The sequence below is a fragment of the Streptantibioticus ferralitis genome, from assembly GCF_029223525.1.
GTDB lineage: Bacteria > Actinomycetota > Actinomycetes > Streptomycetales > Streptomycetaceae > Streptantibioticus_A > Streptantibioticus_A ferralitis.
The window spans coordinates 352,424-377,281 of sequence record NZ_JARHTQ010000005.1 but is presented as its reverse complement, the minus strand read 5'-3'; the positions used below and the strand labels follow the sequence as shown (position 1 = coordinate 377,281).

Below are 24,858 nucleotides of genomic sequence, written 5' to 3'. Positions count from 1 at the left end.
ACCCCAGCCTGCCGCTCAAGCAGCCGACGCACGACGGCAGCAGCGTCCAGCAAGCCATCAACCCCGATGACCGGGACATTCCCTCCCGTCAACTCGTCTATGTGTGCAGTACGGCTTGCTCCTTGAGTGGTGGGCCAACTGCCTGAGGCAATGGCGTGGCATCGCCACCCGCTACGCGAAGACGGTGACCATCGACCTGGCTGGACTCCGCATTGCCGGGATCTCCCTGTGGACCGCGTGGTGATCCCAACCAAGCCACCCGGTCCCGAGGCCTGGCGGCACGAGAATTCCGGCCGCGGTACCTGAGGGTCGTACGAGTGAAAGGGCGGAAATGAAGGCATGCGGAGTGACCGGGAGTGAACAGGACGTCGTTCTCCTGGAATTGACTGACCCGCCTTCTCCCGCCACTGGTCAGATCCTGGTCGAGGTCGAGGCGGCTGGGGTCGGGCCGTGGGACCGGCTGCTGAACGGCAGCGGCTGGAACGTCGATCTGCGGCCTCCCGCCGCCCTCGGAGTGGAGGGCGTGGGCCGCGTGCTCGCGGTCGGTCCTGATGTCCACGAGTTCGCCCTCGGCGATCGGGTGCTCGCGCATGAGGCTCCACTGGCCGGCGGAAGCGGATTCTGGGCCGAACGCGTCCTGATCACCGCGGCTCATGCGACCCGATGCCCTACCGGACTGGATCCCGTTGAGGCGGCCGCGCTGCCGGTCAACGGCCTCACCGCGTGGCAGGCCCTCGCCATGCTGGCGCTTGGTCGAAGCGAGCGGCTCCTGGTCACCAACGGAGGCGGCAACACCGGGTCCCTGGCAGTTCAACTGGCCGCGGCCATGGGGATCGAGGTGACCGCGACCGCATCGGCCTCCGCCACCGGCCGCCTGCGCAGCCTCGGGGCGCCGCACGTCGTCGACTACCACGACCCGGACTGGCCGAGCCGTGTCAGCCCACCGTTCGACGGTGTGCTGGCGGCGGCCCCCGGTACCGCCGAAGTCGCCCTGCCCCTGGTACGTGACGGCGGCCGGCTGTGCTCCCTGACCTCGGACGCGCCCCCATCGGAGCGAGGCATCACCAGTACGGACATGTACGTCCAACCCGACCCCGCCCAACTCGCCGCACTGGCGGAGCGACTCAGTGAGGGAGCCTTGCAGATCACGCCGGAACCTCTCCCCCTGAGCGAGGGGCCGGCCGCATTCGCACGGGTGGTCGCCGGACAGGCCGGCGGCAAGAAGATCGTTCTCGTTCCCTCCGCGTCTCGTTGACGCGGGGGCCGGTCCTTCCGATGAGCCTCTTCTCTTCATCAACCAGTGCTCGTAGCAGGGCAGTAGCCATGGCCGCGTGGTGGCTCGGGCGGGGATCCTGAGAGTGCGTCGAGGGGGAGGCTGATGGGGACTGCGAGGTGCATCCCGATGGGGGTGGCGGCGACGGCGGCCAGGCAAAGGCGGTGGCAAAGGGGACAGCAGCGGTGGCAAAGGAAGCGGCAGTGCCGGTGAGGCCAGCGGTGGTGGCGGGGCCAGCGGCAGTGGCGGAGGCGGCGTCAGTGGAGGCGGGTGAACAAGTGCTCAGCCCCGCGCAGTTGAGCGTGCGGCGTTGGCACCTCGGGGCTATGGGCTGACCAGTCGGCAGGGGATGTCGAGGTCTTCGGTGAGGTGATAGGCGGCGCAGACGCGGTGATATCCGTCGACGATGAGCAGCGGCGCCCCACGGACGAGGAGGACTGGGCTGAGCTTCTTGCCGTCGCGGACCTTGTGGATGTTGTGCCGCACGTGGACGTTGTCTGCGGGCAGCAGCGGTAGTTGGGACGCCCGCATGACGTCCTTCGCCTTCTTGGCCCGCGTCGGGGCTTCGCGGAGCCGGGCCACGATCCGCTCCACCTGATCCGCGTCGACGATCAGGTCCAGGTAGTCGGCCGCCGCCGGAAAATCATGCTCCTCGGGATCCGGAAGCCACAGGTCCGCGGCAGACATGGTGGTGGTCACGGCTTTCTCCCCATGGCCGGAATGCGCTTACTGAGATGGTACGGCGGGCTTGTCGCCAACCGGGCGCATACGTACCGCAACACGCCTGAACGCCGACAGCGAGCCGCGGTGACCGAGCGAGGAGCCTCCCGCCGAGCTCTCGTGGGCCACGCCGTCTCCCAGCGTGCCGCCTTGTCCCTCGGCGGCCCAGAGATCTGCCCCTCGCCCGCCCAGAGAGGTGTGGGCCGTCGGTCAGGCGCCCGCGTGAGCGGTGAACGCAGCCGCGTCCCAGTTCCCGCCAAGGGCGGGCGCCAGCCAACCGGCGGCCGCCTTGCGGAAGTCGGCGGGCGACAGGGCTCCCGCCCCCCGCGGAACCGCGCCCAGCAGCGGTGCGCCAGCCACCTCCGGCAGATCGGCTAGATTGCACCGCGCCGCAAGATCAGGCCGCTCGGGCCAACTGCCCACCACCACGCCGAGGCAGTCCACCCCCCGGCCGCGCAGCTCTCGCGCGGTCAGTTCGGTCGTGTTCAAGGTGCCCAGTCCGGCCGCCGCGACCAGCAGCACCGGCGCGCCGACCAGCCCGGCGGCGTCCGCCAGCGTCCCGCCCCGCTCGTCGAAGCGCACCAGCAGCCCGCCCGCGCCCTCCACCAGGACGAGGTCGTGGTCGATGGCCAACTTGCCTGCGGCGTCCGCGATCTGCTGCGGATCCACCGTGGGCAGACCGGCGCGCCGGGCGGCGGTGCCCGGGGCCAACGGCTCCGGATAGCGCGCGAGTTCGCACGACGTCACCTCTCCGGCCAGCCGGGCCACCTCGGCGGCATCACCGGTCTCGTCCGCCGCCACACCGGTCTGCGCCGGTTTGAGGACGGCCACTGTGCGGCCGAGCGCCAACGCGGTCGCGGCCACGGCGGCGGTCACCACCGTCTTGCCGATCTCCGTTCCGGTCCCCGAGACGACGATCACCGGCATGTCGTACCCGTCTTCCGTCCTCAACCTTGCCGCGCCGCGGCCAGTACCGCCGCGCAGATCCGTGCCACGTCCTCGTCCCCGGTGACGTACGGCGGCATCGTGTACACCAGATCACGGAACGGCCGCAGCCATACGCCACTGCGGACCGCGGCCCGGGTAGCGGCCGCGATGTCCACCTCGTGGTCGAGTTGGACGACTCCGATCGCACCCAGGACCCGTACGTCGCGTACCCTCGCGATCGACGACGCGTCCGCCAGCCCCTCGCGCAGGCCCGACTCGATCCGCTTGACCTCCAACGCCCAGTCCTGGCCGAGCAGGAGGTCGATCGAGGCGTTGGCGACCGCCGCCGCCAGCGGATTGCCCATGAACGTGGGGCCGTGCGCCAGCACCGGCACCTCGCCGCGGGAGATGCCCTCGGCGACCCGGGTGGTGCACAGCGTCGCGGCCATCGTCAGATAGCCGCCGGTCAACGCCTTGCCGAGGCACATCACATCAGGCGCGATCCCGGCGTGCCCGGCCGCGAACAACGCGCCGGTACGTCCGAAGCCCGTGGCGATCTCGTCCAGCACCAGCAGCACATCGTGCTCGTCGCACGCCTCGCGCAGTACCCGTAGATAGCCGGGGGAGTGGAAGCGCATCCCACCGGCCCCCTGCACCACGGGTTCGACGATCACCGCGGCCAGCTCATCGGCGTGCCGCGCGATCAACTCCCGTACGTGTGCGGCGTACCGCGGGTCGGGCGGGTCGTCGAAGCCGCCCGGTGGCGTGTCGGCGAAGACCTGATGGGGCAGTACACCGGACCACAGGTGGTGCATCCCGCCGTCCGGATCGCACACCGACATCGGCTGCCAGGTGTCACCGTGGTATCCGCCCCGCCAGGTCAACAGCCGCCGTTTGCCGGGCCGTCCACGCGAGCGCCAGTACTGCAGGCACATCTTGACCGCGACCTCGACCGATACCGAGCCGGAGTCGGCGAGGAAGACATGGCGCAGCGGTTCCGGGGTGATCTCGACCAGCCGGGCGGCGAGCCGGACGGCGGGCTCATGGGTGAGCCCGCCGAACATCACATGGCTCATCCGGTCCAGTTGGCCGCGCGCCGCCTCGTTGAGCACCGGGTGGTTGTAGCCGTGGATGGCCGACCACCACGAGGACATCCCGTCCACCAGTTCGGCGCGGTCGCCCGCGGGGTCGGTGACCCGCAGCCGGACGCCGCTGGCCGACTCGACCAGGAGCGGCTCCGCACGGCCGGGCATCGGGCCGTACGGGTGCCACACATGCTCCCGGTCGAGATCCAGCAGCTCACGCACCGCGAGCGGCTCAGGCATTGGGCGGCAGGTCCGTGCCCACGCCGCGGCGGCGCACCGCGACCAGGTCGGTACGGGCGGCCGCGGCGGATGCCGCCACCGGCTCCGGCTCCGCGGCGCACGGCGCGCAGGCGCTCTGCTGCGAACCGCAGCCCGACGCACTGGCGCCCTCGTGCGAACCGCAGCCCGACCCCGCGTCGCGCCGGTGCTCGGGCAGGGTGGTGGTGTCCGCGCCCTCCACCTCGAAACCCGCGTCGGCGATCATCTCCAGGTCGGCCTGGCCCGCCTGGCCCTCACTGGTCAGGTAGTCGCCCAGGAAGATGGAGTTGACCAGGTGCAGCGCCAGCGGCTGGAGCGTGCGCAGGTGGATCTCCCGGCCACCCGCCAGCCGGACCTCCACATCCGGACAGACGAAGCGGACCATCGCCAGGATGCGCAGACAGCGCTGCGGGGTCAGCGACCACTTCTCCGCCAGCGGGGTGCCCTCGAACGGGATGAGGAAGTTGACCGGCACCGAGTCCGGGTCCATGTCGCGCAGAGCGAAGACCACATCGACCAGATCGGTGTCGGATTCACCCATTCCGGCGATCAGCCCGGAGCACGCCGACAGGCCCGCGGCCTGCGCCTGCCGGACGGTGTCGACCCGGTCGGAGAAGTCGTGGGTGGTGCAGATGTCGCCGTACGTTCCCTCGGAGGTGTTGAGGTTGTGGTTGTAGGCGTCCGCGCCGGCCGCCCGCAGCCGATCGGCCTGGCCCTCGGAGAGGAGCCCGAGGCAGGCGCAGATCTCCACGTCCTTGTGCTCGTTCTTGATGGCCTCGATGGTCTTCGAGACCCGGTCCACGTCCCGGTCGGTCGGACCGCGCCCACTGGCCACCAGGCAGACCCGCTTGGCGCCGCCCGCGATCCCGGCGCCCGCCGCGCCCGCCGCCTCATCCGGCTTCAGCCACGTGTACTTCAGGATCTCGGCCTTCGAGCCGAGCCGCTGGGAGCAGTACGAGCAGTCCTCGGGGCACAGCCCGGACTTCAGGTTGACCAGGTAGTTCAGCTTCACCCGGCGTCCGAACCACTGGCGCCGGACCTTCCCGGCAGCGGCCACCACGTCGAGCAGTTCATCGTCGGAGGTGGCCAGTACGGCCAGCGCCTCGTCCCGGGTCGGCAGTTCGCGCCGCAGCCCCTTGTCCACCAGCGTGTTCAGCAGGTCCATGGCGATGATCCTCGCCCAGGGGAGCGCCATGGGCCAATGGCAAACCACACAACACCCGCCGAGCAACATGTGTGTATCGCCACACCACGTTTCGCGCCGTACGCCCGTTAGGTTTCACGCAAACCCGGTGCGACCCCGTGCGCCCGCCCGAGCTCCTGGACGACTGGACGACCATGACCCGTGACCCGTTCGACTGGATCGACGCCAGCGCCGAGGCCCGCCGCCGCGCCGGGCTGGTCCGTACGCTGCGCCCCCGGCCCGCCGAGCCGGACCTGCTCGACCTGGCCAGCAACGACTACCTGGGGCTCGCCCGGCACCCCGAGGTCACCGGGGCCGCCGCGCGGGCCGCGCAGCGGTGGGGCGCGGGCTCGACCGGGTCGCGGCTGGTCACCGGAACGACCGAGCTGCACGCCGAACTGGAGGCGGAACTCGCCGCGTTCTGCGGTTTCGAGGCGGCCCTGGTCTTCGCCACGGGCTATGCCGCCAACCTCGCCGCGGTCACCGCGCTCACCCCGTCGGGGGCGCTGATCGTCTCCGACGCCGGCAACCACGCCTCGCTGATCGACGGCTGCCGCCTCTCGCGCGCCGAGACCTCCGTCGTACCGCACCGCGACCCGGACGCGTTCCGCAAGACCCTGGACGGGCATGACGGGCCCGCGCTCGCCATCACCGACTCGGTCTTCTCGGTCGACGGCGACGCCGCGCCGCTGCGTGAACTGGCCGCTGTCTGCCAAGAGGCGGGCGCGGGGCTGCTGGTCGACGACGCGCACGGGCTCGGGGTGCTGGGCGACGGCGGCCGGGGCACGGCGGCCGAGGCGGGGCTGTCCGGTGCGCCCGGCCTGGTGTGCACGGTCACGCTGTCGAAGTCGCTGGGCAGCCAAGGGGGTGCGGTGCTCGGTCCGGCCCCGGTCATCGAACATCTGGTCAACTCCGCACGTACGTTCATCTTCGACACCGGGCTCGCCCCGGCCGCGGCGGGTGGAGCGCTGGCCGCACTGCGCCTGCTGCGCGGCGAACCGGGCCGGGCGGCGCGCGCCCGTACCGTCGCCCGTGAACTGCACCAGCGGCTGACCTCGGCCGGTCTTGAGTCGGCCGCGCCCGACGCCTGTGTGCTGTCGGTACGGGCGCCGGGGCCGCAGGCCGCGGTGCAGTGGGCCGCGGACTGCCGGGCGGCGGGTATCGCCGTCGGCTGCTTCCGTCCGCCGTCCGTGCCGGACGGAATCTCGCGGCTACGGCTCTCCGCCCGCGCCGATATGACGGAGGGTGATATCGCCGAAGCCTGCGACGTGATCATCCGCACCGCCCCGCGCGGCTGAACCTGAGTGTGCCCGCGACGGCCTAACACGGTATTCCCCAATAGAGTTCACCGCTTTGGGGGACAGAGCAAAGCAGCGCTTGGCGGACCACCCGTATCGGCGGCAGCATGGATCGCACTCTGAGAAAAGCAACTGTCCGTAGTCGTGCCACTGACATATCCACAGGCGGCAGGGCGCGGACAGTCCGCTCTCGGAGCCCCAAGCCGGCGGAAGAGGGACAGCGTCGCCATGGCAGATCACCAGGAAGCATCCGTCACCCTGCCGAGCGATCCCGCCTCGGTGACCGTGGCGCGTAGATACGTAACCGGGGTGCTCGACGATTGGGGCCTGCCGGACACCGCGCCGGCCGCGGACACCGTACGGCTGATCGTGTCGGAGTTGGCGACCAACGCCGTGCAGCACACTCTCGGACAGTCGCCGACGTTCACCGTCGATCTGCTCCTCGACCACGACGAGCGGTTGCGCATCGGTGTCAGTGACAGCCATCCGCGCTGGCCCCAACGGCTTCCGGCGGCGGTGCAGCAGGACAACGGGCGGGGGATGGCCATCATCCGCTACCTCACCGCGGAGTCGGGCGGCCGGATGTCCGTCGCGCCGCGACCGGAGGGCGGTAAAACGGTGTGGATCGCGCTGCCCTGGCCCGCACTGTCCGGCGCCCGGGGCGAGTTATGGGACAGGTCGTGCGAACGCACCCCGTGACAGAGCTCGTTGGGCGTTCGGCACGGCGTCCCGTCGGCTGCCCGGTTGCCGTAGCCGCCGGAACTGTCACGCCGCCAAGTCACCACTTGTCCAACGGCGTTGCCGCCAAGGCGGTGGCCCGGGAACCGCGGCGGCAGTCGCAGATGCCGCGGTTCCCGGGCCACCAGGGTCAACGCACCCGTCCGTACCAGACGTGGCGGGTCCAGATCCGTTCGAGGCGCACTCGTGTGCCGGTCTTGGGGGCGTGCAGGATCTTGTTGTGCCCCGCGTAGACGCCCACGTGGTAGACGTAACCTCCGTAGTGGAAGAAGACCAGGTCACCTGGACGGCGGGCGCCGGCAGGGATATGGCGGGTCCGGTAGTACTGGGCCGCCGCGGTCCTTGGCAGTCTGTGGCCCGCCTTCCGGAAGGCGTAGGACGTCAGTCCCGAACAGTCGAAGCTGTACGGGCCCGTGGCGCCCCACCGGTAGGGGGAGCCCTGCTTGGCCGTGGCGATCTTCAGGGCCCTGATGGATACGGGGGAGGCACTCGCCTGTTGTGCGAGCCCCGGGGCCACGATGGTCCCGGCCAGAGCGGCGGTGGCCAGTGCCACGGTCGCGCTGACACGGGAGAGCAGTACAGACGGATTTATCGGCGCACTCATGCGCACCCCTTCGTCGTCCGCCTACGAAGGGTGGCCTGTCGGGTTCGGGCTGGCGAAGTTGCCCGGCCGCCGTGGCGGCTTCACCCCGAGGGACCGTCCTCGGTTTCCCGGACGACCCCGTACTGCTCGGGTCCTCCGCTCCTGCCGTTGCTGCGTCGACTCGGCATCCAGGCGGCGGCAGGACTCGGCGTCCGCCCGGACCGCCCCGTCGCTGTGGCGGGGGCTTGTCGTCGCAGGGATCATTACCCACGAATCACATCGAATCCGACCGCAGGGTCCTCCGTTCGGGCTTCCGGGAGACGGTTCGGACCCGCAATCAGGCCGCTGTCGGCGCTTTTGGGATCCCGCCCGCGAATGGTCCGTCAGAGTGGTGGCGGGGGGATGGCGGGTAGTCGGGTACGCCGCTCGCCGTCCAGCACGCGCAGCGCCCGCACCAGTGCCGGGCCGTGCACTTCGCGCTCGCCGCGCTCGTACATCAGCTCAAGTGCCTCGCGCAGCGCGTTCGCCGTGCCCGTCAGGGCCTGGGCGGCGCGCAGTGCCGAGTACGTTTCGGTGCAGCGGGCCGGGTTGATCCGCCCCAGCAGGTCCACCGTCTCCAGATAGCGGTCCACCAGCGCGCCCTCGGCACGGGTGAGTGCGGGCAGCCGCGGCAGTTCGGGGAGCACCGGCGGTCACCGCTCCCTGAACGGCAGGGCCGTCTTGCGGCTGCTGGTGAGGTGGTCGACCAGCCCGTATGCCAGGGCGCCTTCGCCGTCCAGGACGGTGGCGCGTTCGAGGTCCCCGCGAACCCGTTCCACCGGCTGGCCGGTGTGGTGGGCCAGCAACTGTTCCGTCAACTCACGCTGCCGCTGTACCTCGTTCGCCTGGATCTCCAGGTCCGAGGGTTGGCCGCGCACCGGTTCCGCGATACCCGGCTGGTCGAGGAGGACCCTTGCGCCGGGCAGGGCGAGGCGTTTGCCGGGGGAGCCCGCGGCCAGTAGGACGGCGGCGGCCGAGGCTGCCTGGCCCAGGCATACCGTCTGGATCTCGCAGGAGATGAACCGCATGGTGTCGTACACCGCCGACATCGCGGTGAACGATCCGCCAGGCGAGTTGATGTAGAGCTGGATGTCCTGTTCCGGGGCGGTGTGTTCGAGCTGCAGCAACTGCACCATCACATCGTTCGCCGAGGTGTCGTCGATGGGTGCGCCGAGGAAGACCACCCGTTCGGAGAGCAGCTTGGAGTACGGGTCCATCGTGCGCAGGCCTTGCGTGGTGCGCTCGGTGAACTCGGGAAGGACATACCGGGCGGTCGATTGGATCATGCGGCACCTCCATGCGCGCCAGGGCACCCCTTCGGCCCAAGGGGGCCGGCCTTCTGTGCAAAATGTACAGGATGTACATGACGTTATGATGGGAGCATGGCGTATGAAGTCCCGGTGACACAAGCCCGCGCGGAGCTCGCGGAACTGATCAACCGTGTGGTGTACGGCGGTGAGCGGGTGGTCGTGACCCGGCACGGCAAGCCGCTGGTTGCCCTGGTGTCCGCCGATGACCTGCGACGACTCGAAGAGGGCGAGGAGAAGGAGGGGGAGCGGGTGATCAGCACGGTCTCCACGCATGTCCCCGGCTCGTCCGCCACGGGCGAACGCCGCCGCTTCGGCATCGCCGCCCAGCACATCGACCCGATGGCCTCCCGCCGCGACACCACCTGACGGCTCAGGCACCCCCCATCGCGACCGCGCTAGCTCCTTAACGCGGCGGAAACAGCACCGATCCAGTGGCGTAACCACCCTGCAAAATCCTGAGAACCGGCAGGTGAAACAGGGGTCTGCCACGACTACGGTGCGCGCGGCGCCGCCCGGCGAGGGCGCGGCCGTCCTGCGTTCCGGCCGGTCGCCGGATCAACTGTGAGGTGGTGCGTGTGCAACTGACTCCGCACGAGCAGGAGCGCCTGCTGATCCACGTCGCCGCCGATGTGGCGGAGAAGCGACGGGCCCGGGGGTTGAAGCTCAACCATCCCGAGGCCGTCGCCCTCATCACCTCACATGTCCTGGAAGGCGCCAGGGACGGCAACACGGTGGCCGAACTGATGGCCTCCGGCCGCAAGGTGCTCACCCGCGACGAGGTGATGGACGGCATTCCCGAGATGCTGCACTCGGTACAGGTCGAGGCCACCTTCCCGGACGGAACCAAGCTGGTCACCGTCCATGACCCGATCGTCTGAACCGGCTGACAGGACACGCCACTTCATGATCCCCGGAGAGATACTCGTCGCCGACGAGCCGGTAACCCTCAACGAGGGCCGGCCGGTTACCCGGCTCACCGTGCTCAACGCCGCCGACCGTCCCGTACAGGTCGGCTCCCACTACCATTTCGCCGAGGCCAACCCCGCCCTGCGTTTCGACCGGGCCGCCGCGCACGGCATGCGCCTGGGGATCGCCGCGGGCACCGCCGTACGCTTCGAGCCCGGTATCCCGGTCGAGGTCGCACTGGTGCCCATCGCGGGCGCCCGGATCGTCGCCGGACTGCGTGGACAGACGGCGGGGGCACTCGATGACTGACTCCCTGCGCGAGCCGATCCGGCTGAGCCGTGCCGTCTACGCCGACCTGTTCGGACCCACCACCGGCGACCTCATCCGGCTCGCCGACACCGATCTGCTGGTCGAGATCGAACGCGACCTGTCCGGTGGACCGGGCAACAGCGGTGACGAGGCGGTCTTCGGCGGCGGCAAGGTGATCCGCGAGTCCATGGGACAGTCCCGGGTCACCCGCGCCCAGGGCGCGCCGGACACCGTGATCACCGGCGCGGTGATCATCGACCACTGGGGCATCATCAAGGCCGATATCGGCATCCGTGATGGACGTATCGCCGCCATCGGCAAGGCCGGTAATCCGGAGACGATGGACGGGATTCACCCAGGGCTGGTCATCGGCCCGGAAACCGAGATCGTCGCGGGCAACGGCAAGATCATCACGGCCGGTGCCATCGACGCACACGTCCACTTCGTCTGCCCGCAGATCGTCGACGAAGCGCTGGCCTCGGGCGTGACCACCCTGGTCGGCGGGGGTACCGGACCCGCCGAGGGCACCAAGGCCACCACCATCACCCCCGGCGCCTGGCACCTTGGCAGGATGTTCGAAGCGCTGGAGTCGTCGCCGGTCAACATCGGTCTGCTGGGCAAGGGCAATACGGTCAGCGCCGAGTCGATGTACGACCAACTGCGCGCCGGAGTACTGGGCTTCAAGGTGCACGAGGACTGGGGAGCCACCCCCGCCGCGATCGACGCCTGCCTGACGGTGTGCGAAGCAAGCGGTGCCCAACTCGCCGTGCACACCGACACATTGAACGAGGCCGGGTTCGTGGAGGACACCCTGGCCGCTATCGCCGGACGCGCAATCCACGCCTACCACACCGAGGGCGCGGGCGGCGGACACGCACCGGACATCATCACCGTGGTCTCCCGGCCCAACGTACTGCCGTCCTCGACCAATCCCACCCGTCCGCACACCGTCAACACCGTCGAGGAGCACCTCGACATGCTGATGGTCTGCCATCACCTCAACCCGACGGTGCCCGAGGACCTCGCCTTCGCCGAGTCCCGTATCCGGCCGTCCACCATCGCCGCCGAGGATGTACTGCATGATCTCGGCGCGATATCCATCATCTCCTCGGACTCGCAGGCGATGGGCCGGATCGGCGAGGTCGTGCTGCGCACCTGGCAGACCGCCCATGTGATGAAGAGGCGTCGCGGCTCCCTACCGGGCGACGGCAGGGCGGACAACCACCGGGTTCGTCGCTATGTCGCCAAATACACCATCAACCCCGCGGTCGCCCAGGGCCTCGACGGCGAGATCGGCTCGGTCGAGGAGGGCAAACTCGCCGACCTGGTGCTGTGGGAGCCCGCCTTCTTCGGCGTCAAACCTCAACTGGTCATCAAGGGCGGGCAGATCGCGTACGCGCAGATGGGCGATGCCAACGCCTCCATCCCGACCCCCCAACCCATGCTGCCGCGGCCGATGTTCGGAGCGACCGGTCGGGCACCGTCGGGCAACTCCGTCAACTTCGTGACCCAGACGGCGCTCGACGACGGGCTCGTGGACCGGCTGGGGCTCGGCAAACGGTTCGCCGCCATCCGCAGCACCCGCGCGGTCACCAAGGCGGACATGCGGGAGAACGACGCGCTGCCGCGGGTGGACGTCGACCCGGACTCCTTCACGGTGCGCATTGACGGGGAGGCCATCGATCCGGCACCGGCCGTCGAACTGCCCATGGCCCAGCGCTACTTCCTGTTCTGAGGCCTGCGGGGTACGCCATGACGATCACCACGACGGCACCGGCCAACCGCGCCGCGCTGCTCGTCCTCGCGGACGGGCGCTTCCCGGCGGGCGGGCATGCCCACTCCGGAGGCGCCGAGGCGGCGGTGGCGGCCGGCCGGCTGTATGACGCCACGTCCCTGGAGGCGTTCTGCCGGGGGCGGCTGGACACCGCCGGACTGGTGGCCGCCGCTCTCGCCGCTGCCGCGGCGGCCGGAGTCGATCCGCTGCTGCTGGACGAGGCGGCCGATGCCCGTACCCCCTCGCCCGCGTTGCGGGCCACCGCTCGCAAGCTCGGCCGCCAGATGATGCGCGCGGCCCGCGCCTGCTGGCCGTCGCCCGTGCTGGACGCGCTGGCGGCGGCTCGGCCGCGCGGCGCCCATCAACCCGTGGTGCTCGGGGTGACCGCCAGCGCGGCCGGGCTCGGGCCGCTCGACGCGGCGCACGCGGCGGCGTACGAGGCGGTCAGCGGACCGGCGACAGCGGCGGTGCGGCTGCTCAGCCTCGATCCGTTCGACGCCACCGCCGTCCTCGCCCGACTCGCCCCCGACCTCGACCGCGTCGCCCAACAGGCGGTGGACTCCGCCCGGTTGGCCCTCGACAGCGATGTCGACGCCCTGCCGGCCGCCTCCGCGCCCCTGCTGGAGATCGCCGCCGAGCGGCACGCCGCCTGGCCGGTCCGACTCTTCGCCTCCTAGCCGCCCCGTACCCCCGATCCGCCCGGAGCCGACCATGCATCTGGACCACCCCGAGACCTACCCGCAGCGGTACTCCCACCCGTCGCCCGCCACCGCCCTTTCAGGGAAGCACCCCGCGCCCACCTCTTCGAGCGCTCCGACCGTGCGGCCGGACGGCACCCGACGGGCGCTGCGGATCGGCCTGGGCGGGCCGGTCGGCTCCGGGAAGACCGCCACGGTCGCCGCGATCTGCCGCCAGCTGCGAGACGAGTTGTCCATCGCCGTTGTCACCAATGACATCTACACCCGGGAAGACGCGGAGTTCCTGCTGCGCAACGCGGTGCTGCCGGCCGAGCGGATCACCGCGGTGGAGACCGGCGCATGCCCGCACACCGCCATCCGGGATGACATCTCCGCCAACCTCGAAGCGGTCGAGGATCTGGAGGAGACGGTGGGGCCGCTCGACCTCGTCCTCGTCGAATCGGGCGGCGACAACCTCACCGCCACCTTCTCCAAGGGGCTGGTCGACGCGCAGATCTTCGTGATCGACGTCGCGGGCGGCGACAAGATCCCGCGCAAGGGCGGCCCGGGGGTGTCCACTGCCGATCTCCTGGTGGTCAACAAGACCGACCTCGCCCCGCTGGTCGGCGCCGACCTGGGGGTCATGGCGCGGGACGCCAGGACCCAGCGGGGTGAACTGCCGGTCGCCTTCACCTCGTTGACCGAACCGGATGGGATAGCTCCGGTCATCGGCTGGGTCCGGGAGCGGCTCGCCGGATGGACCGCGGCGGCCGCATGACCGCCGTCGTGCCGACCCGGGCCACCGCACCGGCCAGCGGGGTGCGCGCTGCCGCCCGGATCGTGGCCGCACCGGACGGCCGCGGCGGGACGGCGCTGCCGGTACTCGACGGAGCGGGGCCGCTCGCCCTGCGCCGCACTCGGGCCGTCGCACCGGGCACCGCCCAGGTCACCGTCGTCGGGGCGATGAGCGCGCCGCTGGGCGGCGACCACCTCTCGCTGGACACGCGGGTACGTACCGGGGCCCGGCTCGCGGTGGGCTCGGCGGCGGCCACGGTCTCGCTGCCGGGGCGGTGCGGGCGCTCCGCCACGTATGACGTGCGGCTGACGGTGGATTCGGACGCCGAGCTGTGCTGGCTGCCGGAGCCGTTGATCGCGGCGGCCGGGAGCGATCTGGCGATGACCACCCGGGTGGACCTTGCAGAGGGGGCCCGACTGGTGCTCCGTGAGGAACTGGTGCTGGGTCGGGCGGGGGAGCGGCCGGGGCGGCTGGTGAGCAGGCTGACCGTCCGGCTGGACGGCCGTGCGCTGCTCGATCAGGGACTCGCCCTGGGCCCGGGGGCGCCCGGTTGGTCGGGGCCCGCGGTGCTCGACCGGTACCGGGCCGTCGGCCAACTCCTGGTCGTGGAACCACGGTTCCGGGACCGGCCCTGCCAGGTTGCGGTGCTGCCGTCGGATCCGGCCGAGGGCGAGGCGATGCTCACTCCGCTCGCTGGACCGGCGGCCCTGGTGACCGCGCTGGCCGAGGACGCCCTGATGGTGCGTCGGCTGCTCGACGCCGGCCGGCAGGCCGCGGCGGCCGCCGCGGGGTAGGCCACGCGGAGACGGGAATCCGCCGGACCGGCGCTACGCCGACCGGCGGCATTCGGCTGGCGGAGCGTCAACCCACAAGCCAGTCTTACGAAATGGTAAAGAAATCTCTTGAATATCTGTGCGGATCCTCTAAGTGGACGAAAGGATCTCCCTGGACCTGCTTGATCGCTGCCGCTACCAGCGGCACACCAGCAGAGAGGGGAAATTCTTTGAAACGCATTGCCGTGCTCGGCGCGACCGGTGCCCTGATCGCGGGCACCATCGCGGCAGCTCCCGCGGCCAGCGCGGGGGACCAGACGCCGGGCGGTAGCGCCTACGGCGCGAGTGCCGAGGCGCACGGGGTGGACGTCGCGGCCACGCGCGCCGCGAAGGCCGGAATCCACTGGACCGACTGCCCGTCGGACTGGGGGTTCAAGGCCCCCATCCAGTGTGGGTTCGTGACGGTCCCCATCGATTACGCGAAGCCCGACGGAGCCACCATCAAGCTCGCGGTGGACCGCGTCCGCAGCACCGGGACCCCGGCGCAGCGCCAGGGCGCGCTGCTGTACAACCCGGGTGGACCGGGCGGCTCCGGCATGAAGTTCCCCATGCGGGTCACGACCAAGAACCCGCTGTGGACCAGGACCGCACAGGCGTACGACTTCGTGGGCTTCGACCCACGCGGCGTGGGCCACTCCTCCCCGATCAGCTGCGAGGACCCCCGCGAGTTCGTCAAGGCCCCCAAGGCCGACCCGGTACCGGGCGACCAGGCGGACAAGCTGGCGCAGCGCAAGCTCGCCAAGGAGTACGCGGACGGGTGCGCGCACCGCAGCGGCCCGCTGCTGCGCTATATGACGACGCCCAACGCCGCCCGCGACATGGACGTCATCCGCGCGGCGCTCGGTGAGAAGAAGCTGAACTACCTCGGCGTCTCGTACGGCACCTACCTCGGCGCCGTCTACGCGACGCTGTTCCCGACCCATGTCCGCCGCCTGCTGGTGGACAGCGTCGTCAATCCCAACCCCGACCAGATCTGGTACCAGAACAACCTGAACCAGGACGTGGCTTTCGAGGGCCGGTGGAAGGACTTCGAGAACTGGGTCGCCCAGCATGACGCCGCGTACCACCTCGGTACCACCCGGGCGAAGGTCGAGCAGCAGTGGCAGCGGCTCCGCGCCACCGCCAAGAGCCATCAGCTCGGCGGTGTGGTCGGCCCGGCCGAACTGATCGCCTTCTTCCAGAACGCCCCGTACTTCGACCAGTACTGGCCGATCATCGCCGACGCGTGGGGCAAGTACGCCGCTGGCGACGCCAAGCCGCTGATCAAGGCGGCGGGGCCGGACTACAGCAATGTGGCCGGCAACACCACGGCGGAGAACAGCAACGCCGTGTACACCGCCGTGGAGTGCAACGACGCCCACTGGCCCACCAGTTGGCGCACGTGGGATCGCGACAACACCGCGCTGAACGCCAAGTACCCGTTCCTGACCTGGTCCAACGCATGGATGAACCTGCCGTGCGCCACCTGGACCCAGCCGCAGCACACCCCGCTCGACGTCCGCTCGCGGGGTGGTCTGCCGAGCGTACTGATCGTGCAGAGCACGCGTGACGCGGCAACCCCGTACTCGGGCGCCGTGGAACTTCACCGCAGGCTGCGCGGCTCGGAGATGATCACCGAGCGGGATGCGGGCTCGCACGGTGTGACCGGTCTGGTCAACCCCTGCATCAACGACCGGGTGACCGCCTACTTCGTCGACGGCCGACTCGACGGCCATGACGTCGTCTGTGGTCCGCACGCCGTGCCGACCGAGGCCATCGGCAAGGCGAGCGCCGAGTGACCTTCGGCTAGCCGGAGTTGATGATGGTGCCGCATCCGTACCACGGGTGCGGCACCATTGGTTTGCCGGAGCTGGTCAGGCGATGCGTATGCCCGTCGTCCCGGTGTTGCCGTCACCGTTGTTGACCGTGCCGCGCGGTTCGAACATCAGGATCCGGGTGCCCTGCTCGGCGCGCGGGCGATGCGGAGTGCCGCGCCCCACCGTGAAGACGTCGTTCGGGCCGAGCGTCACCGTGCGGTCCGGCAGATCGAGGTGCAGCCGACCGGCGAGCACGAGGAAGAACTCGTCGGTGTCCGCGTGGACATGCTCGGGGAACTCCCCCTCGACATTGGCGACCTTGACGTCGTAGTCATTGACCTCGGCGACCACATGCGGCAGCCACTTCTCGGCGACCGCGTCCATCACGGAGTCGATGCTGAGCTGGGCGTCTGACATCTCTGCTCCTCCTCGCGCGTCTTCCAGTGGCCGACGCAAGATCAGCCTAGTCAGCGCCGACAGGGCCAGGCCAGCGTATTGCCGGTGACGACTATCGCGATATAACGTGAGTTCTGTCGTTAGCCCGCGCACGCCGTGGAAGAGGATGCCCTGATGCCCGCATCGGCCCCCGTACCCGCCCCGGAGCCCGCTCGGCTGTCCAAACTGCCCGGTGTCGCGCCTGACTTGCGTGCCTCCGACGAGGAGCGTGACCGCGTGGCGGCCATACTCGCGGACGCGCTGGCCACCGGACGCCTGGCACCCGAGGAGCACGCCGAGCGGCTTGAGGCGGTGTACGCCTCCCGCACCGTCGGTGAACTCGCCCCGCTCACCCGCGATCTGCCCGAGCCCGCGGGCGGCCCGGCGCCCGCCGTGCACCTCGATGCCGCCCCGGTCCAGGCGGTGTTCAGCAAGATCCGGCGTGGTGGGCAGTGGCCGGTCCCTCCGGTGACGCTGGTCCGCTCCACCTTCGGCGCCGCCGTGATCGATCTGCGGCATGCGGTGTTCACCCGGCGCGAGGTCGTCATCGAGGCGAACTCCTTCGGCGGCAAGATCGAGATCCTGGTCCCGGACAACGCCCGCGTCTACGACACCGGGACCGCGCTGTTCGGCAAGCGCTCACTGCCCGGCGGCAAGGGCCCGCAGGACGAGGACGGCCCCATCGTCCGGATCACCGGACGGTCGGTGTTCGGCCATGTGCGGGTGATGCGCGGCGGCTTCAGGTGGCCCTGGCACGAATTCCGTTGAGTCGCGGGGCCGTCCAACGGGACCGTCTCGCAGACATGGTCCAGCACGGGGTCGATCGCCGATCCGGTCTCCGCCACGGTCGGCGGGTATGGATCGGCGGCGTTGAGCACCCGCGACCAGGGCCTGCGCGCCGCCAGCGGTACCAACTCCGCGGTGTTCGCGCTGTGGGAGGTGTGGAAGCGGCTCTCACCGCGGTACGCCGGCACCCGCACCGGACGCTTGTCCAGCGCCCGCTTGACGAAGTACAGCTCGCGCGGCAGCCGGGAGCGCGGCCCGTGGACGGCGCCCGCGCGCAGCAGGGCCGTCGGCGGCGCGTCGCCCGCGGCCGTCAACTCCCGTTCCAGAGCTGCCTTCAGGGTCGAGTAACCGCGGTCACCTGCAGGCACGGTGCGCTGTGTCTCCGGCACCGGTGCCGGGTGGGGGGGGAAGCCGTCCGGCTCCTCCTGGATGACGGATCCGCGCCCGCGTTCGTCCCCGTACACCGTGATGCTGGAGATGACGACCGCCGAGCCGATCCGCTCGGACAGCCCGGCCATCTGTCGCATTGCCCCGATCACGAAGACGGTTCCTGCCATGGCAGCGACATCACGCACCTCGGTCGCCGTACCCGGTGGTGTTCGCTGTGCGCTGACTACGCGGCCCCGCGCGGGTGGTGTGCGGTGCCGTTCCGCGTCAACTCGGCCTTGACCTCGGCGGCGTAGCGGTCCACGTACTCCTGGCCGGACAGCTCCATGATCGCGTACATGATCTCGTCGACGATCGAGCGCAGCACGAACCGGTCGCCCTCCAGCCCCTCGAACCGGGAGAAGTCCAGCGGCTTGCCGAACCGGATGGTCACCCGGCGGATCTTCGGCAGCAGCCGTCCCGGCGGCTGGATCTCGAACGTGCCGACCATCGCGCACGGTACGACGGGCGCGTGCGCCTTGAGCGCCATCACCGCCACACCGGTTCGCCCCTTGTAGAGCCGTCCGTCGTGCGAGCGGGTGCCCTCCGGGTAGACGCCCATCAGCTCACCGCGTCCGAGCACGGCGAGTGCCTCCGTCACGGCCGGGTGCGCCGCCTTCCCACCGGTGCGGTCCACCGGGATCTGACCCGCGCTGCGGAAGAACGAGGCGATCAGCGCGCCCTTGAGCCCCGGTCCGGTGAAGTACTCCTGTTTGGCGAGGAAGGTGATCCGGCGCGGCAGGATCGCGGGCATCAGGAAGTGGTCGGAGAAGGAGAGGTGATTGCCCGCGATGATGGCCGGGCCCTCTTCCGGAATGTTCTCCAGGCCTGCGATGCGCGGCCGGAACAGCAGCTTCAGCAGTGGGCCGAGCACCAGGTACTTCAGCAGGTAATAGAACACGGTGGACGCCTCCCGAGTGCACCACGATGACCGCGGTCAGGTCCGGCGGGTCAGTGCGCTGCCCGCGGTCAGCAGACCCAGCACCACCCAGCCGAACCACAGCCACCCGTTGCTGCCCAGCGCGACTGTGTACGCGGTGACCAGCACCAAGACCAGCAACGTGCACACCGTCATCGCCTTCGCGGATCCCGGCATCGTCCCAGCCACCTCCAGGAACCATCGTCGCCCCGCAGCGGTCCCTACCGCTACGGGGCGACAACACCGGAAAACGCGCGATGTCAGCGGCCGCGCCCCTGGAGCGAGGCCAGATAGGCGTTGTACGCCACCAGCTCCTGGTCGCCGTTGCGGTCCGCCGCGCGGTCCTTGCGCCGGGACTGCCGCTGCTCCGAGAAGTACCACTGCATGACCAGCGCGATCAGCACCAGCACCGACGGGATCTCGCTGAACGCCCAGGCGATGGCACCGCCCGCGTGCATGTCGGCCAGCGGGTCCACGCCGAGCGAGGCGGGCGGATGCTCGAAGGTCTTGATCATTGGCTGGCTGGCCATCATCAGCGCGATGCCGAAGAACGCGTGGAACGGCATCCCCATGAACAGCTCCAGGATGCGCATCACATACCCCGGCCGGTGCGGCCCGGGGTCCACGCCCATGATCGGCCAGAAGAAGACCAGGCCCACCGCGAGGAAGTGCACCATCATCGCGATGTGCCCGATCCGGCTGCCCATCAGGAAGTCGAACAGCGGCGTGAAGTACAGCGCGTACAGGCTCGCGATGAACAGCGGGATGGTGAACGCCGGATGCGTGATGATCCGCATGTAGCGGCTGTGCAGCAGGGCCACCAGCAGCTCACGTGGTCCCTTGCGGCCCCGGCCCGCCGTGGGCAGCGCCCGCAACGTCAGCGTCACCGGTGCGCCGAGCAGCAACAGGATGGGCGAGAGCATGCTGATGACCATGTGCTGCACCATGTGCACGCTAAACAGGACCATGCCGTAGTCGTTCAGCTTGGTGCACATCGTCAGGCCCACGGTCAGCACACCGGTGGCGAACGCGACGGTGCGTACCACCGGCCACGCGTCGCCGCGGCGGCGCAGCCGGATCACCGCCCAGCCGTACAGGCCCAGCGCCAGCACACAACCGATCAGGAAGAACGGATCGCCACTGAACTGCAGGCCCCGTCCCAGCGTGAACGGCGGCATATCCATGTCCATGCCGTGCATGCCCGACATGCCGTGCCCGCTGTGATCCATCCGCACTCTCCTGTCGCACCTCGCGCAGGGCGCCCCTTTGTAACCGATTCGACCGGTGCGCCCGCACCAGACTAGAGCCGCCCCCTCCCGAGGCTTCGGGCGGGGGCGGCTCTGGGGTGTCGGGGGAGGCCCTTCGAACGGGGGTCCGGGGGCCGTGCCCCGGAAAGGTCCTCCTTAAGCTGCTGTCACAGCACGCACTCGGCCTCGACGTACCGCTCGGCGGGCACCGTCTTCAGATGGTCGACAGCCTCGGCCAGCGGCACCAGCACGATGTCGGTGCCGCGCAGCGCCGTCATCATCCCGAAGTCGCCGTTGTGCGCCGCCTCCACCGCGTGCCAGCCGAACCGGGTGGCCAGCACCCGGTCGTAGGCGGTCGGCGTACCGCCGCGCTGCACATGGCCGAGGATCACCGGACGTGCTTCCTTGCCGAGCCGCTGCTCCAGCTCGACCGACAACTGCCGGGCCACTCCGGCGAATCGCTCGTGCCCGTACATGTCGGTGCCGCCGGTCTCGAAGGCCATCGACCCCTCACGCGGCTTGGCGCCCTCGGAGACCACCACGATCGCGAACTTCTTGCCCGCCGCGAACCGCTTGCCGACCAGCGCGGTCAGCTCCTCGATATCGAACGGCCGCTCCGGAACCACGATCGCGTGCGCACCGGCCGCCATGCCCGAGTGCAGTGCGATCCAGCCGGTGTGGCGGCCCATCACCTCGACGATCAGCACCCGCTGATGGGACTCGGCGGTGGTCTTCAACCGGTCCAGCGCCTCGGTCGCGACCATCACCGCGGTGTCGAAACCGAAGGTGACGTCGGTCGAGGAGATGTCGTTGTCGATGGTCTTGGGCACCCCGACGATCGGCAGCCCCGCGTCGGACAGCAGCCGGGCCGCCTTCAGCGTGCCCTCGCCGCCGATCGGGATGATCGCGTCCAGGCCGAGGTCCTTGACATGGCCCTTGGCCTGCTCCACACCACCGCGCAGATGGGCGGGCTGCACGCGGGACGAGCCGAGGATGGTGCCGCCGCGGGCGAGGATGCCACCGACCGCGTCCAGGTCCAGCTTGCGGTAGTCGCCCTCGAGCAGACCCTTCCAGCCGTCGTGGAAGCCGATCACCTCGTCACCGTGGTCGGCCACGGCGCGGTGCACCACCGACCGGATGACGGCGTTCAGTCCGGGGCAGTCGCCGCCGCTGGTCAGCACACCAATACGCATTGCTCTCGCTACTCCTGCACCTGCAAGTCAACCGGCGACCGGACCCCGTCGTCCGGAAGGACCCCGCCAGCCTATCCGTACGGGGGAAACATCGGTCCGTCGTGCCGGTTTCGTCCGGATGACGGAACCCCACGCTCCGTGGGGGTGGCCTCAGGCCGACGCCTGCGTCGCGGCCGCGATCCGCTCGGCGCGCAGCGCCTCGTACCACTGCTCGTCGACCGGCGGCAGCGCGTGCACGTCGAGCGCGAGTTTCAGCAGCATGTCGGCGATCAGCGGGTTGCGGGCCATCACCGGGCCGTGCGCGTAGGTACCGAAGACCGTGTCGCACCAAGCGCCCTCGGTGCCGTCGCCGGTGCCGTTGCCGCTGCCGAACCGGAGCCGGGCGAAGGGGCGGGCGCCGGGGCCGACAACCGTATTTCCCTGGTGGTTCTCGAAGCCGGTCAGCGGCGGCAGGCCGAGTCGCTCGTCGATGTCGCCCATGATGTCGCCGACGTGCCGGGAGCCCTCGTTGCGGACGCTGCGCACATCGAGGATGCCCAGGCCCGGCTCGGGGCGGCCGAGGTCGTTGATGAACTCGGTGCCCAGGATCTGGTAGCCCGCGCAGACCGAGAAGACGATGGCGCCGTTGCCCACCGCCCGGTTCAGTCCGCCGTCCCGCCGCAGCCGCTCCGCGGCGAGCCGCTGCGGCCGGTCCTCACCGCCACCGATCAGATAGATGTCGCCCGAGGTGGGGATCGGCTGGTCGGAACGTACGTCGATACGGGTGACGGGGATGTGCCGCTGCTGGGCGCGGCGCTCCACCACCAGGGCGTTGCCCTGGTCACCGTAGGTGCTCAGCAGGTCGGGGTAGACCCACACCAGGCGCAGGCTGGTGTCGCTCATGCTCGCAATCCTTCTGTAGGAGTCCTGGTAGGCGGGTCAGTTGCCCACGACGCGGCGCAGATCCTGGAACGCCGTGTAGTTGGCGATGACCTCGATCTTGCCGGGGGGCGCCGAGCGCACCGCCTCGTCCACATCGGCGCAGACCTGGAACTGCAGTCCGGCCACCTCAAGGCGGACCGCGAGGTCCAGCTTGCGGTCGCCGATCACGTAGATCGGGTGACCGGCGAGCCGGGTGTAGTCCACGTCCCACAGCCAGGAGGTGTCGGTGCCGTCCGCGCCGCGGGCGTTGACGGACAGCAGTACCGGCGCGGGCGGGCCGTCGATCAGCGAGAAGGTCTCCAACCAGCCCGCCGGGTTCTTCGCCAGCAGCAGCCGCAGGTCACGGCCGAGGTACGAGACCACGTCGTACCGTCCGGCGACCGCCTGCACCGCGTACATCCGCTCCAGCGCGATCTTCGGGGCCACGCCGAAGACCGCGGCGACGGCGGCCGAGGTGGCCGCGTTCGCCTTGTTGGCCCGGCCGGGCAGCTGCAGCTGGATCGGCCAGGCGACACCGTCCGGGGCGATGACGTAGTCGCCGGAGAGCGCCCAGGTGGGCTGCGGGCGGCGGAAGCCGCACTCGCCGCAGAACCAGTCGTCACCGGGGCGCTGCAGCACACCGCCGCAGGACGGGCACGACCAGGCGTCGTCCTTCCACTCCTGGCCCGCGGCCACCCACACCACGGTCGGGCAGGAGGACGCGGCCCAGGCCACCAGCGGGTCGTCGGCGTTGGCGATCACGATCGCGTGGGTACCGGCCAGGCCCTCGCGCCACTTCTCGGCGAGCATCCGGGTCTCGGCGGCGCGGTCGAGCTGGTCGCGCGACAGGTTGAGCAACGCGATGGCCTTCGGCGTGACATCGCGGGCGACTCCCGCCAGGTACTTCTCGTCGACCTCTATGACGCCGTACCGGGCGTCCGAGCCGCCCGCCAGGGCGGAGGTGATACCGGCGGGCATGTTGGCGCCCAGCGCGTTGGATACGACAGGACCGGCTGCCCCCAGCGCCTCGGCGATCAGGCGGGTGGTGGTGGTCTTGCCGTTGGTCGCCGACACCAGGACCACGTCCAGGTGGTGAGCGAGCCGGCCCAGCAGCTCGGGGTCGAGCTTGAGGGCCACCCGGCCGCCGATCACCGATCCGCTGCCGCGGCCCGCGGCGCGCGACACCGCCGCCGCAGCCTTGCCCGCCGTCACGGCCAGCTTCGCCCGCGGCGACAGCGGCTCCGAGTTGCCTGCCATCGTCTTTCGATCCTCCTCGCGTCCGGCACCGCGCCTCCGGGCGCGTGGTCCACCACCGCCTGGATGGGGGTGGCGTAGCGCGTCCGCCGGTGCCGCGCCGCGGGTGGGATACCCCCCGCGGTCCGCGCCGGTCCGCCGGGGCGGGAGGCTTCGGTCTCGGATCAGCCTATCGAGTCCTCGGCCCGGCCCCGCACCGCGCCACCGGCCGACGGGCCGCTGGCCGGGCCCGTCGGGGGCCGCCGCCGGGGAGTGGTAGGCCGTCGGGGAGGTGAAACACCCCGGTTGGGGCGGGTGTTGGGGGGGATTGGGGTGCTGAGAGCTCCCGGTGGATCTTCGGTGGGCTGCGCGGGTTGGGCACCGCCGGTCCGCGTGGGCGGACCACTCGGGGTTACGGCGGGCATCGCCGCGGGGTGAGTTCCAACCCTCGGCGGCTCGCCCCCGACAGACTGGTCCGCCGGGGCGGGACCGTAATCTTGCCGCCATGAAACGCGCCGCGATCCCCGGCAGCTCCGGAACCGTCCGGCCCATGCGGCTGCTCGGCGACCCCGTGCTGCGGTCGGCGGCCGCCGAGGTGGCCGACTTCGACCAGGAGCTGGCGCGGCTGGTCGAGGACATGTACGCCACGATGTACGCCGCCGACGGCGTGGGTCTGGCCGCGCCGCAAATCGGCGTACCGGCGAGGGTGTTCGTCTATGACTGCCCGGACGACGAGGACCGCCGCCACCTCGGGTACGTGGTCAATCCGCGCTTGACGGCGGTGGACGGCGTCGTGGTCGCCGGATCGGAAGGGTGTCTGTCGCTGCCTGGTGTCACCGCGGCGACCCCGCGCTTCGACCACGCGGTCGTGGAGGGCTTCGACCTGCGGGGCGAGCCGGTGCGGATCGAGGGGACCGGGTTCTTCGCCCGCTGCCTGCAGCATGAATGCGACCACCTCGGCGGCGAGTTGTTCATCGACCGGCTCACCGGTGTGCGTCGGTGGCGCGCCTTGCGCGCCGCCCGGCGGGTGCGGTAGGTCGCTTCCGGCGGATCCTGGTGGGGGGTGCGGCGGGTTCGGACACCGCTGGTCCCCGCCGCGGGGGTTGCTCGCCGCCGCGGCGGATGTTTTCCTGTGGGCACGCTCCCCACGGACTTTCCGGTCGGGGGCAAGCTCCTGACACCGCCCGGGGCTTGGGGCGCGACCGTCAGCCGGA

Annotated in this window: 28 protein-coding genes and 1 riboswitch; of the genes, 14 read left to right on the top strand and 14 right to left on the bottom strand. The window is 70.6% G+C overall.

What is annotated here, in order from left to right; genetic code table 11:
• Positions 1-346 precede the first annotated feature (346 nt).
• Positions 347-1,255 (top strand): NADP-dependent oxidoreductase, encoded by a 909-nt coding sequence (locus P2L57_RS10930; protein ID WP_275811929.1) that lies wholly within the window; start codon positions 347-349, stop codon positions 1,253-1,255.
• 342 nt (positions 1,256-1,597) lie between these two features.
• On the opposite strand, the gene P2L57_RS10925 is transcribed toward P2L57_RS10930, so the two are convergent.
• The 4 genes from P2L57_RS10925 to bioB all read right to left on the bottom strand — a co-directional run bounded on the left by P2L57_RS10925 (position 1,598) and on the right by bioB (position 5,428).
• Complete coding sequence (locus P2L57_RS10925; RefSeq protein WP_275811927.1) at positions 1,598-1,972, bottom strand: hypothetical protein; 375 nt, start codon at positions 1,970-1,972, stop codon at positions 1,598-1,600.
• 231 nt (positions 1,973-2,203) lie between these two features.
• Positions 2,204-2,920: a dethiobiotin synthase gene (gene bioD / locus P2L57_RS10920; protein WP_275811974.1), complete on the bottom strand. Its 717-nt coding sequence runs from the start codon at positions 2,918-2,920 to the stop codon at positions 2,204-2,206.
• A 20-nt stretch (positions 2,921-2,940) separates the two neighbouring features.
• Complete coding sequence (locus P2L57_RS10915; RefSeq protein WP_275811925.1) at positions 2,941-4,245, bottom strand: adenosylmethionine--8-amino-7-oxononanoate transaminase; 1,305 nt, start codon at positions 4,243-4,245, stop codon at positions 2,941-2,943.
• Positions 4,238-5,428: a biotin synthase BioB gene (gene bioB, locus P2L57_RS10910; RefSeq protein WP_275811971.1), complete on the bottom strand. Its 1,191-nt coding sequence runs from the start codon at positions 5,426-5,428 to the stop codon at positions 4,238-4,240. Before bioB ends, P2L57_RS10915 begins: the two co-directional genes overlap by 8 nt.
• Positions 5,429-5,601: 173 nt before the next feature.
• Between bioB and P2L57_RS10905 the strand changes: the two genes are divergently transcribed.
• Both P2L57_RS10905 and P2L57_RS10900 read left to right on the top strand, forming a co-directional pair.
• Positions 5,602-6,744, top strand: a complete 1,143-nt coding sequence (locus P2L57_RS10905; RefSeq protein ID WP_275811969.1) for an 8-amino-7-oxononanoate synthase — start codon at positions 5,602-5,604, stop codon at positions 6,742-6,744.
• A gap of 228 nt (positions 6,745-6,972) precedes the next feature.
• Positions 6,973-7,443: an ATP-binding protein gene (locus tag P2L57_RS10900; protein ID WP_275811923.1), complete on the top strand. Its 471-nt coding sequence runs from the start codon at positions 6,973-6,975 to the stop codon at positions 7,441-7,443.
• Between the two features lie 169 nt (positions 7,444-7,612).
• Here the strand turns inward: P2L57_RS10900 and P2L57_RS10895 are convergent, their stop codons facing one another.
• From P2L57_RS10895 to P2L57_RS10885, 3 genes are all read right to left on the bottom strand, one after another.
• Positions 7,613-8,086 carry a C40 family peptidase gene (locus tag P2L57_RS10895; RefSeq protein ID WP_275811920.1) on the bottom strand — a complete coding sequence of 158 codons (474 nt, stop codon included), beginning with the start codon at positions 8,084-8,086 and terminating at the stop codon, positions 7,613-7,615.
• Between the two features lie 35 nt (positions 8,087-8,121).
• Positions 8,122-8,182: riboswitch (cyclic di-AMP (ydaO/yuaA leader) on the bottom strand.
• Between the two features lie 266 nt (positions 8,183-8,448).
• Positions 8,449-8,751, bottom strand: a complete 303-nt coding sequence (locus P2L57_RS10890) for a hypothetical protein (RefSeq protein ID WP_275811918.1) — start codon at positions 8,749-8,751, stop codon at positions 8,449-8,451.
• Positions 8,752-8,757: 6 nt separating this feature from the next.
• Positions 8,758-9,390, bottom strand: a complete 633-nt coding sequence (locus tag P2L57_RS10885; protein WP_275811915.1) for an ATP-dependent Clp protease proteolytic subunit — start codon at positions 9,388-9,390, stop codon at positions 8,758-8,760.
• A 96-nt stretch (positions 9,391-9,486) separates the two neighbouring features.
• Here P2L57_RS10885 and P2L57_RS10880 point away from each other — a divergent pair, with 96 nt between their 5' ends.
• From P2L57_RS10880 to P2L57_RS10845, 8 genes are all read left to right on the top strand, one after another.
• Positions 9,487-9,780, top strand: coding sequence for a type II toxin-antitoxin system Phd/YefM family antitoxin (locus P2L57_RS10880; RefSeq protein WP_275811912.1), 294 nt, complete (start codon positions 9,487-9,489; stop codon positions 9,778-9,780).
• A 209-nt stretch (positions 9,781-9,989) separates the two neighbouring features.
• Positions 9,990-10,292, top strand: a complete 303-nt coding sequence (locus tag P2L57_RS10875; RefSeq protein ID WP_275811910.1) for an urease subunit gamma — start codon at positions 9,990-9,992, stop codon at positions 10,290-10,292.
• Between the two features lie 25 nt (positions 10,293-10,317).
• A complete protein-coding gene (locus tag P2L57_RS10870; RefSeq protein ID WP_275811908.1) occupies positions 10,318-10,629 on the top strand; it encodes an urease subunit beta in 312 nt (103 codons plus the stop codon).
• Positions 10,622-12,364 carry an urease subunit alpha gene (locus P2L57_RS10865; protein ID WP_275811906.1) on the top strand — a complete coding sequence of 581 codons (1,743 nt, stop codon included), beginning with the start codon at positions 10,622-10,624 and terminating at the stop codon, positions 12,362-12,364. Before P2L57_RS10870 ends, P2L57_RS10865 begins: the two co-directional genes overlap by 8 nt.
• Positions 12,365-12,381: 17 nt before the next feature.
• The gene (locus tag P2L57_RS10860) at positions 12,382-13,080 is read left to right on the top strand and encodes an urease accessory protein UreF (protein WP_275811904.1); all 699 of its coding nucleotides are present in this window, start codon (positions 12,382-12,384) and stop codon (positions 13,078-13,080) included.
• A 34-nt stretch (positions 13,081-13,114) separates the two neighbouring features.
• On the top strand, positions 13,115-13,858 hold the full coding sequence (gene ureG / locus P2L57_RS10855) for an urease accessory protein UreG (protein ID WP_275811902.1): 744 nt from the start codon (positions 13,115-13,117) through the stop codon (positions 13,856-13,858).
• Positions 13,855-14,670 carry an urease accessory protein UreD gene (locus P2L57_RS10850; RefSeq protein WP_275811900.1) on the top strand — a complete coding sequence of 272 codons (816 nt, stop codon included), beginning with the start codon at positions 13,855-13,857 and terminating at the stop codon, positions 14,668-14,670. The genes ureG and P2L57_RS10850 overlap by 4 nt, the downstream gene beginning before the upstream one ends.
• Before the next feature lie 209 nt (positions 14,671-14,879).
• Complete coding sequence (locus tag P2L57_RS10845; protein WP_275811898.1) at positions 14,880-16,487, top strand: alpha/beta hydrolase; 1,608 nt, start codon at positions 14,880-14,882, stop codon at positions 16,485-16,487.
• Positions 16,488-16,562: 75 nt separating this feature from the next.
• Here the strand turns inward: P2L57_RS10845 and P2L57_RS10840 are convergent, their stop codons facing one another.
• Positions 16,563-16,922 carry a cupin domain-containing protein gene (locus tag P2L57_RS10840; RefSeq protein ID WP_275811896.1) on the bottom strand — a complete coding sequence of 120 codons (360 nt, stop codon included), beginning with the start codon at positions 16,920-16,922 and terminating at the stop codon, positions 16,563-16,565.
• Positions 16,923-17,075: 153 nt separating this feature from the next.
• Here P2L57_RS10840 and P2L57_RS10835 point away from each other — a divergent pair, with 153 nt between their 5' ends.
• Positions 17,076-17,708, top strand: a complete 633-nt coding sequence (locus tag P2L57_RS10835) for a DUF1707 SHOCT-like domain-containing protein (RefSeq protein ID WP_275811894.1) — start codon at positions 17,076-17,078, stop codon at positions 17,706-17,708.
• Positions 17,709-17,810: 102 nt separating this feature from the next.
• A complete protein-coding gene (locus P2L57_RS40155; RefSeq protein ID WP_308292451.1) occupies positions 17,811-18,074 on the top strand; it encodes a hypothetical protein in 264 nt (87 codons plus the stop codon).
• A gap of 265 nt (positions 18,075-18,339) precedes the next feature.
• Here P2L57_RS40155 and P2L57_RS10825 read toward each other — a convergent pair whose 3' ends face one another.
• The 6 genes from P2L57_RS10825 to P2L57_RS10800 all read right to left on the bottom strand — a co-directional run bounded on the left by P2L57_RS10825 (position 18,340) and on the right by P2L57_RS10800 (position 23,668).
• Positions 18,340-19,053 carry a lysophospholipid acyltransferase family protein gene (locus tag P2L57_RS10825; RefSeq protein WP_275811891.1) on the bottom strand — a complete coding sequence of 238 codons (714 nt, stop codon included), beginning with the start codon at positions 19,051-19,053 and terminating at the stop codon, positions 18,340-18,342.
• Positions 19,054-19,089: 36 nt separating this feature from the next.
• Positions 19,090-19,248 (bottom strand): hypothetical protein, encoded by a 159-nt coding sequence (locus P2L57_RS10820; RefSeq protein ID WP_275811889.1) that lies wholly within the window; start codon positions 19,246-19,248, stop codon positions 19,090-19,092.
• An 83-nt stretch (positions 19,249-19,331) separates the two neighbouring features.
• Positions 19,332-20,300, bottom strand: a complete 969-nt coding sequence (locus P2L57_RS10815; protein ID WP_275811886.1) for a cytochrome c oxidase assembly protein — start codon at positions 20,298-20,300, stop codon at positions 19,332-19,334.
• 185 nt (positions 20,301-20,485) lie between these two features.
• Entirely contained in the window at positions 20,486-21,511 is a 1,026-nt protein-coding gene (locus P2L57_RS10810) for a 6-phosphofructokinase (protein ID WP_275811882.1), read from the bottom strand.
• 150 nt (positions 21,512-21,661) lie between these two features.
• Positions 21,662-22,393 (bottom strand): type 1 glutamine amidotransferase, encoded by a 732-nt coding sequence (locus P2L57_RS10805; RefSeq protein WP_275811880.1) that lies wholly within the window; start codon positions 22,391-22,393, stop codon positions 21,662-21,664.
• 36 nt (positions 22,394-22,429) lie between these two features.
• Positions 22,430-23,668: a Mur ligase family protein gene (locus P2L57_RS10800; protein WP_275811878.1), complete on the bottom strand. Its 1,239-nt coding sequence runs from the start codon at positions 23,666-23,668 to the stop codon at positions 22,430-22,432.
• Between the two features lie 481 nt (positions 23,669-24,149).
• Between P2L57_RS10800 and def the strand changes: the two genes are divergently transcribed.
• Positions 24,150-24,680: a peptide deformylase gene (gene def / locus P2L57_RS10795; RefSeq protein ID WP_275811876.1), complete on the top strand. Its 531-nt coding sequence runs from the start codon at positions 24,150-24,152 to the stop codon at positions 24,678-24,680.
• The last annotated feature ends 178 nt before the right edge of the window (positions 24,681-24,858 follow it).

Excerpts from the sequence above, each read along its gene's own strand:
- bioD (WP_275811974.1), bottom strand. The coding sequence starts at position 2,920 with ATGCCGGTGATCGTCGTCTCGGGGACCGGAACGGAGATCGGCAAGACG.
- P2L57_RS10915 (WP_275811925.1), bottom strand. The coding sequence starts at position 4,245 with ATGCCTGAGCCGCTCGCGGTGCGTGAGCTGCTGGATCTCGACCGGGAG.
- bioB (WP_275811971.1), bottom strand. The coding sequence starts at position 5,428 with ATGGACCTGCTGAACACGCTGGTGGACAAGGGGCTGCGGCGCGAACTG.
- P2L57_RS10905 (WP_275811969.1), top strand. The coding sequence starts at position 5,602 with ATGACCCGTGACCCGTTCGACTGGATCGACGCCAGCGCCGAGGCCCGC.
- P2L57_RS10900 (WP_275811923.1), top strand. The coding sequence starts at position 6,973 with ATGGCAGATCACCAGGAAGCATCCGTCACCCTGCCGAGCGATCCCGCC.
- P2L57_RS10895 (WP_275811920.1), bottom strand. The coding sequence starts at position 8,086 with ATGAGTGCGCCGATAAATCCGTCTGTACTGCTCTCCCGTGTCAGCGCG.
- P2L57_RS10885 (WP_275811915.1), bottom strand. The coding sequence starts at position 9,390 with ATGATCCAATCGACCGCCCGGTATGTCCTTCCCGAGTTCACCGAGCGC.
- P2L57_RS10880 (WP_275811912.1), top strand. The coding sequence starts at position 9,487 with ATGGCGTATGAAGTCCCGGTGACACAAGCCCGCGCGGAGCTCGCGGAA.
- P2L57_RS10870 (WP_275811908.1), top strand. The coding sequence starts at position 10,318 with ATGATCCCCGGAGAGATACTCGTCGCCGACGAGCCGGTAACCCTCAAC.
- P2L57_RS10865 (WP_275811906.1), top strand. The coding sequence starts at position 10,622 with ATGACTGACTCCCTGCGCGAGCCGATCCGGCTGAGCCGTGCCGTCTAC.
- P2L57_RS10860 (WP_275811904.1), top strand. The coding sequence starts at position 12,382 with ATGACGATCACCACGACGGCACCGGCCAACCGCGCCGCGCTGCTCGTC.
- ureG (WP_275811902.1), top strand. The coding sequence starts at position 13,115 with ATGCATCTGGACCACCCCGAGACCTACCCGCAGCGGTACTCCCACCCG.
- P2L57_RS10850 (WP_275811900.1), top strand. The coding sequence starts at position 13,855 with ATGACCGCCGTCGTGCCGACCCGGGCCACCGCACCGGCCAGCGGGGTG.
- P2L57_RS10840 (WP_275811896.1), bottom strand. The coding sequence starts at position 16,922 with ATGTCAGACGCCCAGCTCAGCATCGACTCCGTGATGGACGCGGTCGCC.
- P2L57_RS10835 (WP_275811894.1), top strand. The coding sequence starts at position 17,076 with ATGCCCGCATCGGCCCCCGTACCCGCCCCGGAGCCCGCTCGGCTGTCC.
- P2L57_RS10820 (WP_275811889.1), bottom strand. The coding sequence starts at position 19,248 with ATGCCGGGATCCGCGAAGGCGATGACGGTGTGCACGTTGCTGGTCTTG.
- P2L57_RS10815 (WP_275811886.1), bottom strand. The coding sequence starts at position 20,300 with ATGGATCACAGCGGGCACGGCATGTCGGGCATGCACGGCATGGACATG.
- P2L57_RS10810 (WP_275811882.1), bottom strand. The coding sequence starts at position 21,511 with ATGCGTATTGGTGTGCTGACCAGCGGCGGCGACTGCCCCGGACTGAAC.
- P2L57_RS10805 (WP_275811880.1), bottom strand. The coding sequence starts at position 22,393 with ATGAGCGACACCAGCCTGCGCCTGGTGTGGGTCTACCCCGACCTGCTG.
- P2L57_RS10800 (WP_275811878.1), bottom strand. The coding sequence starts at position 23,668 with ATGGCAGGCAACTCGGAGCCGCTGTCGCCGCGGGCGAAGCTGGCCGTG.
- def (WP_275811876.1), top strand. The coding sequence starts at position 24,150 with ATGAAACGCGCCGCGATCCCCGGCAGCTCCGGAACCGTCCGGCCCATG.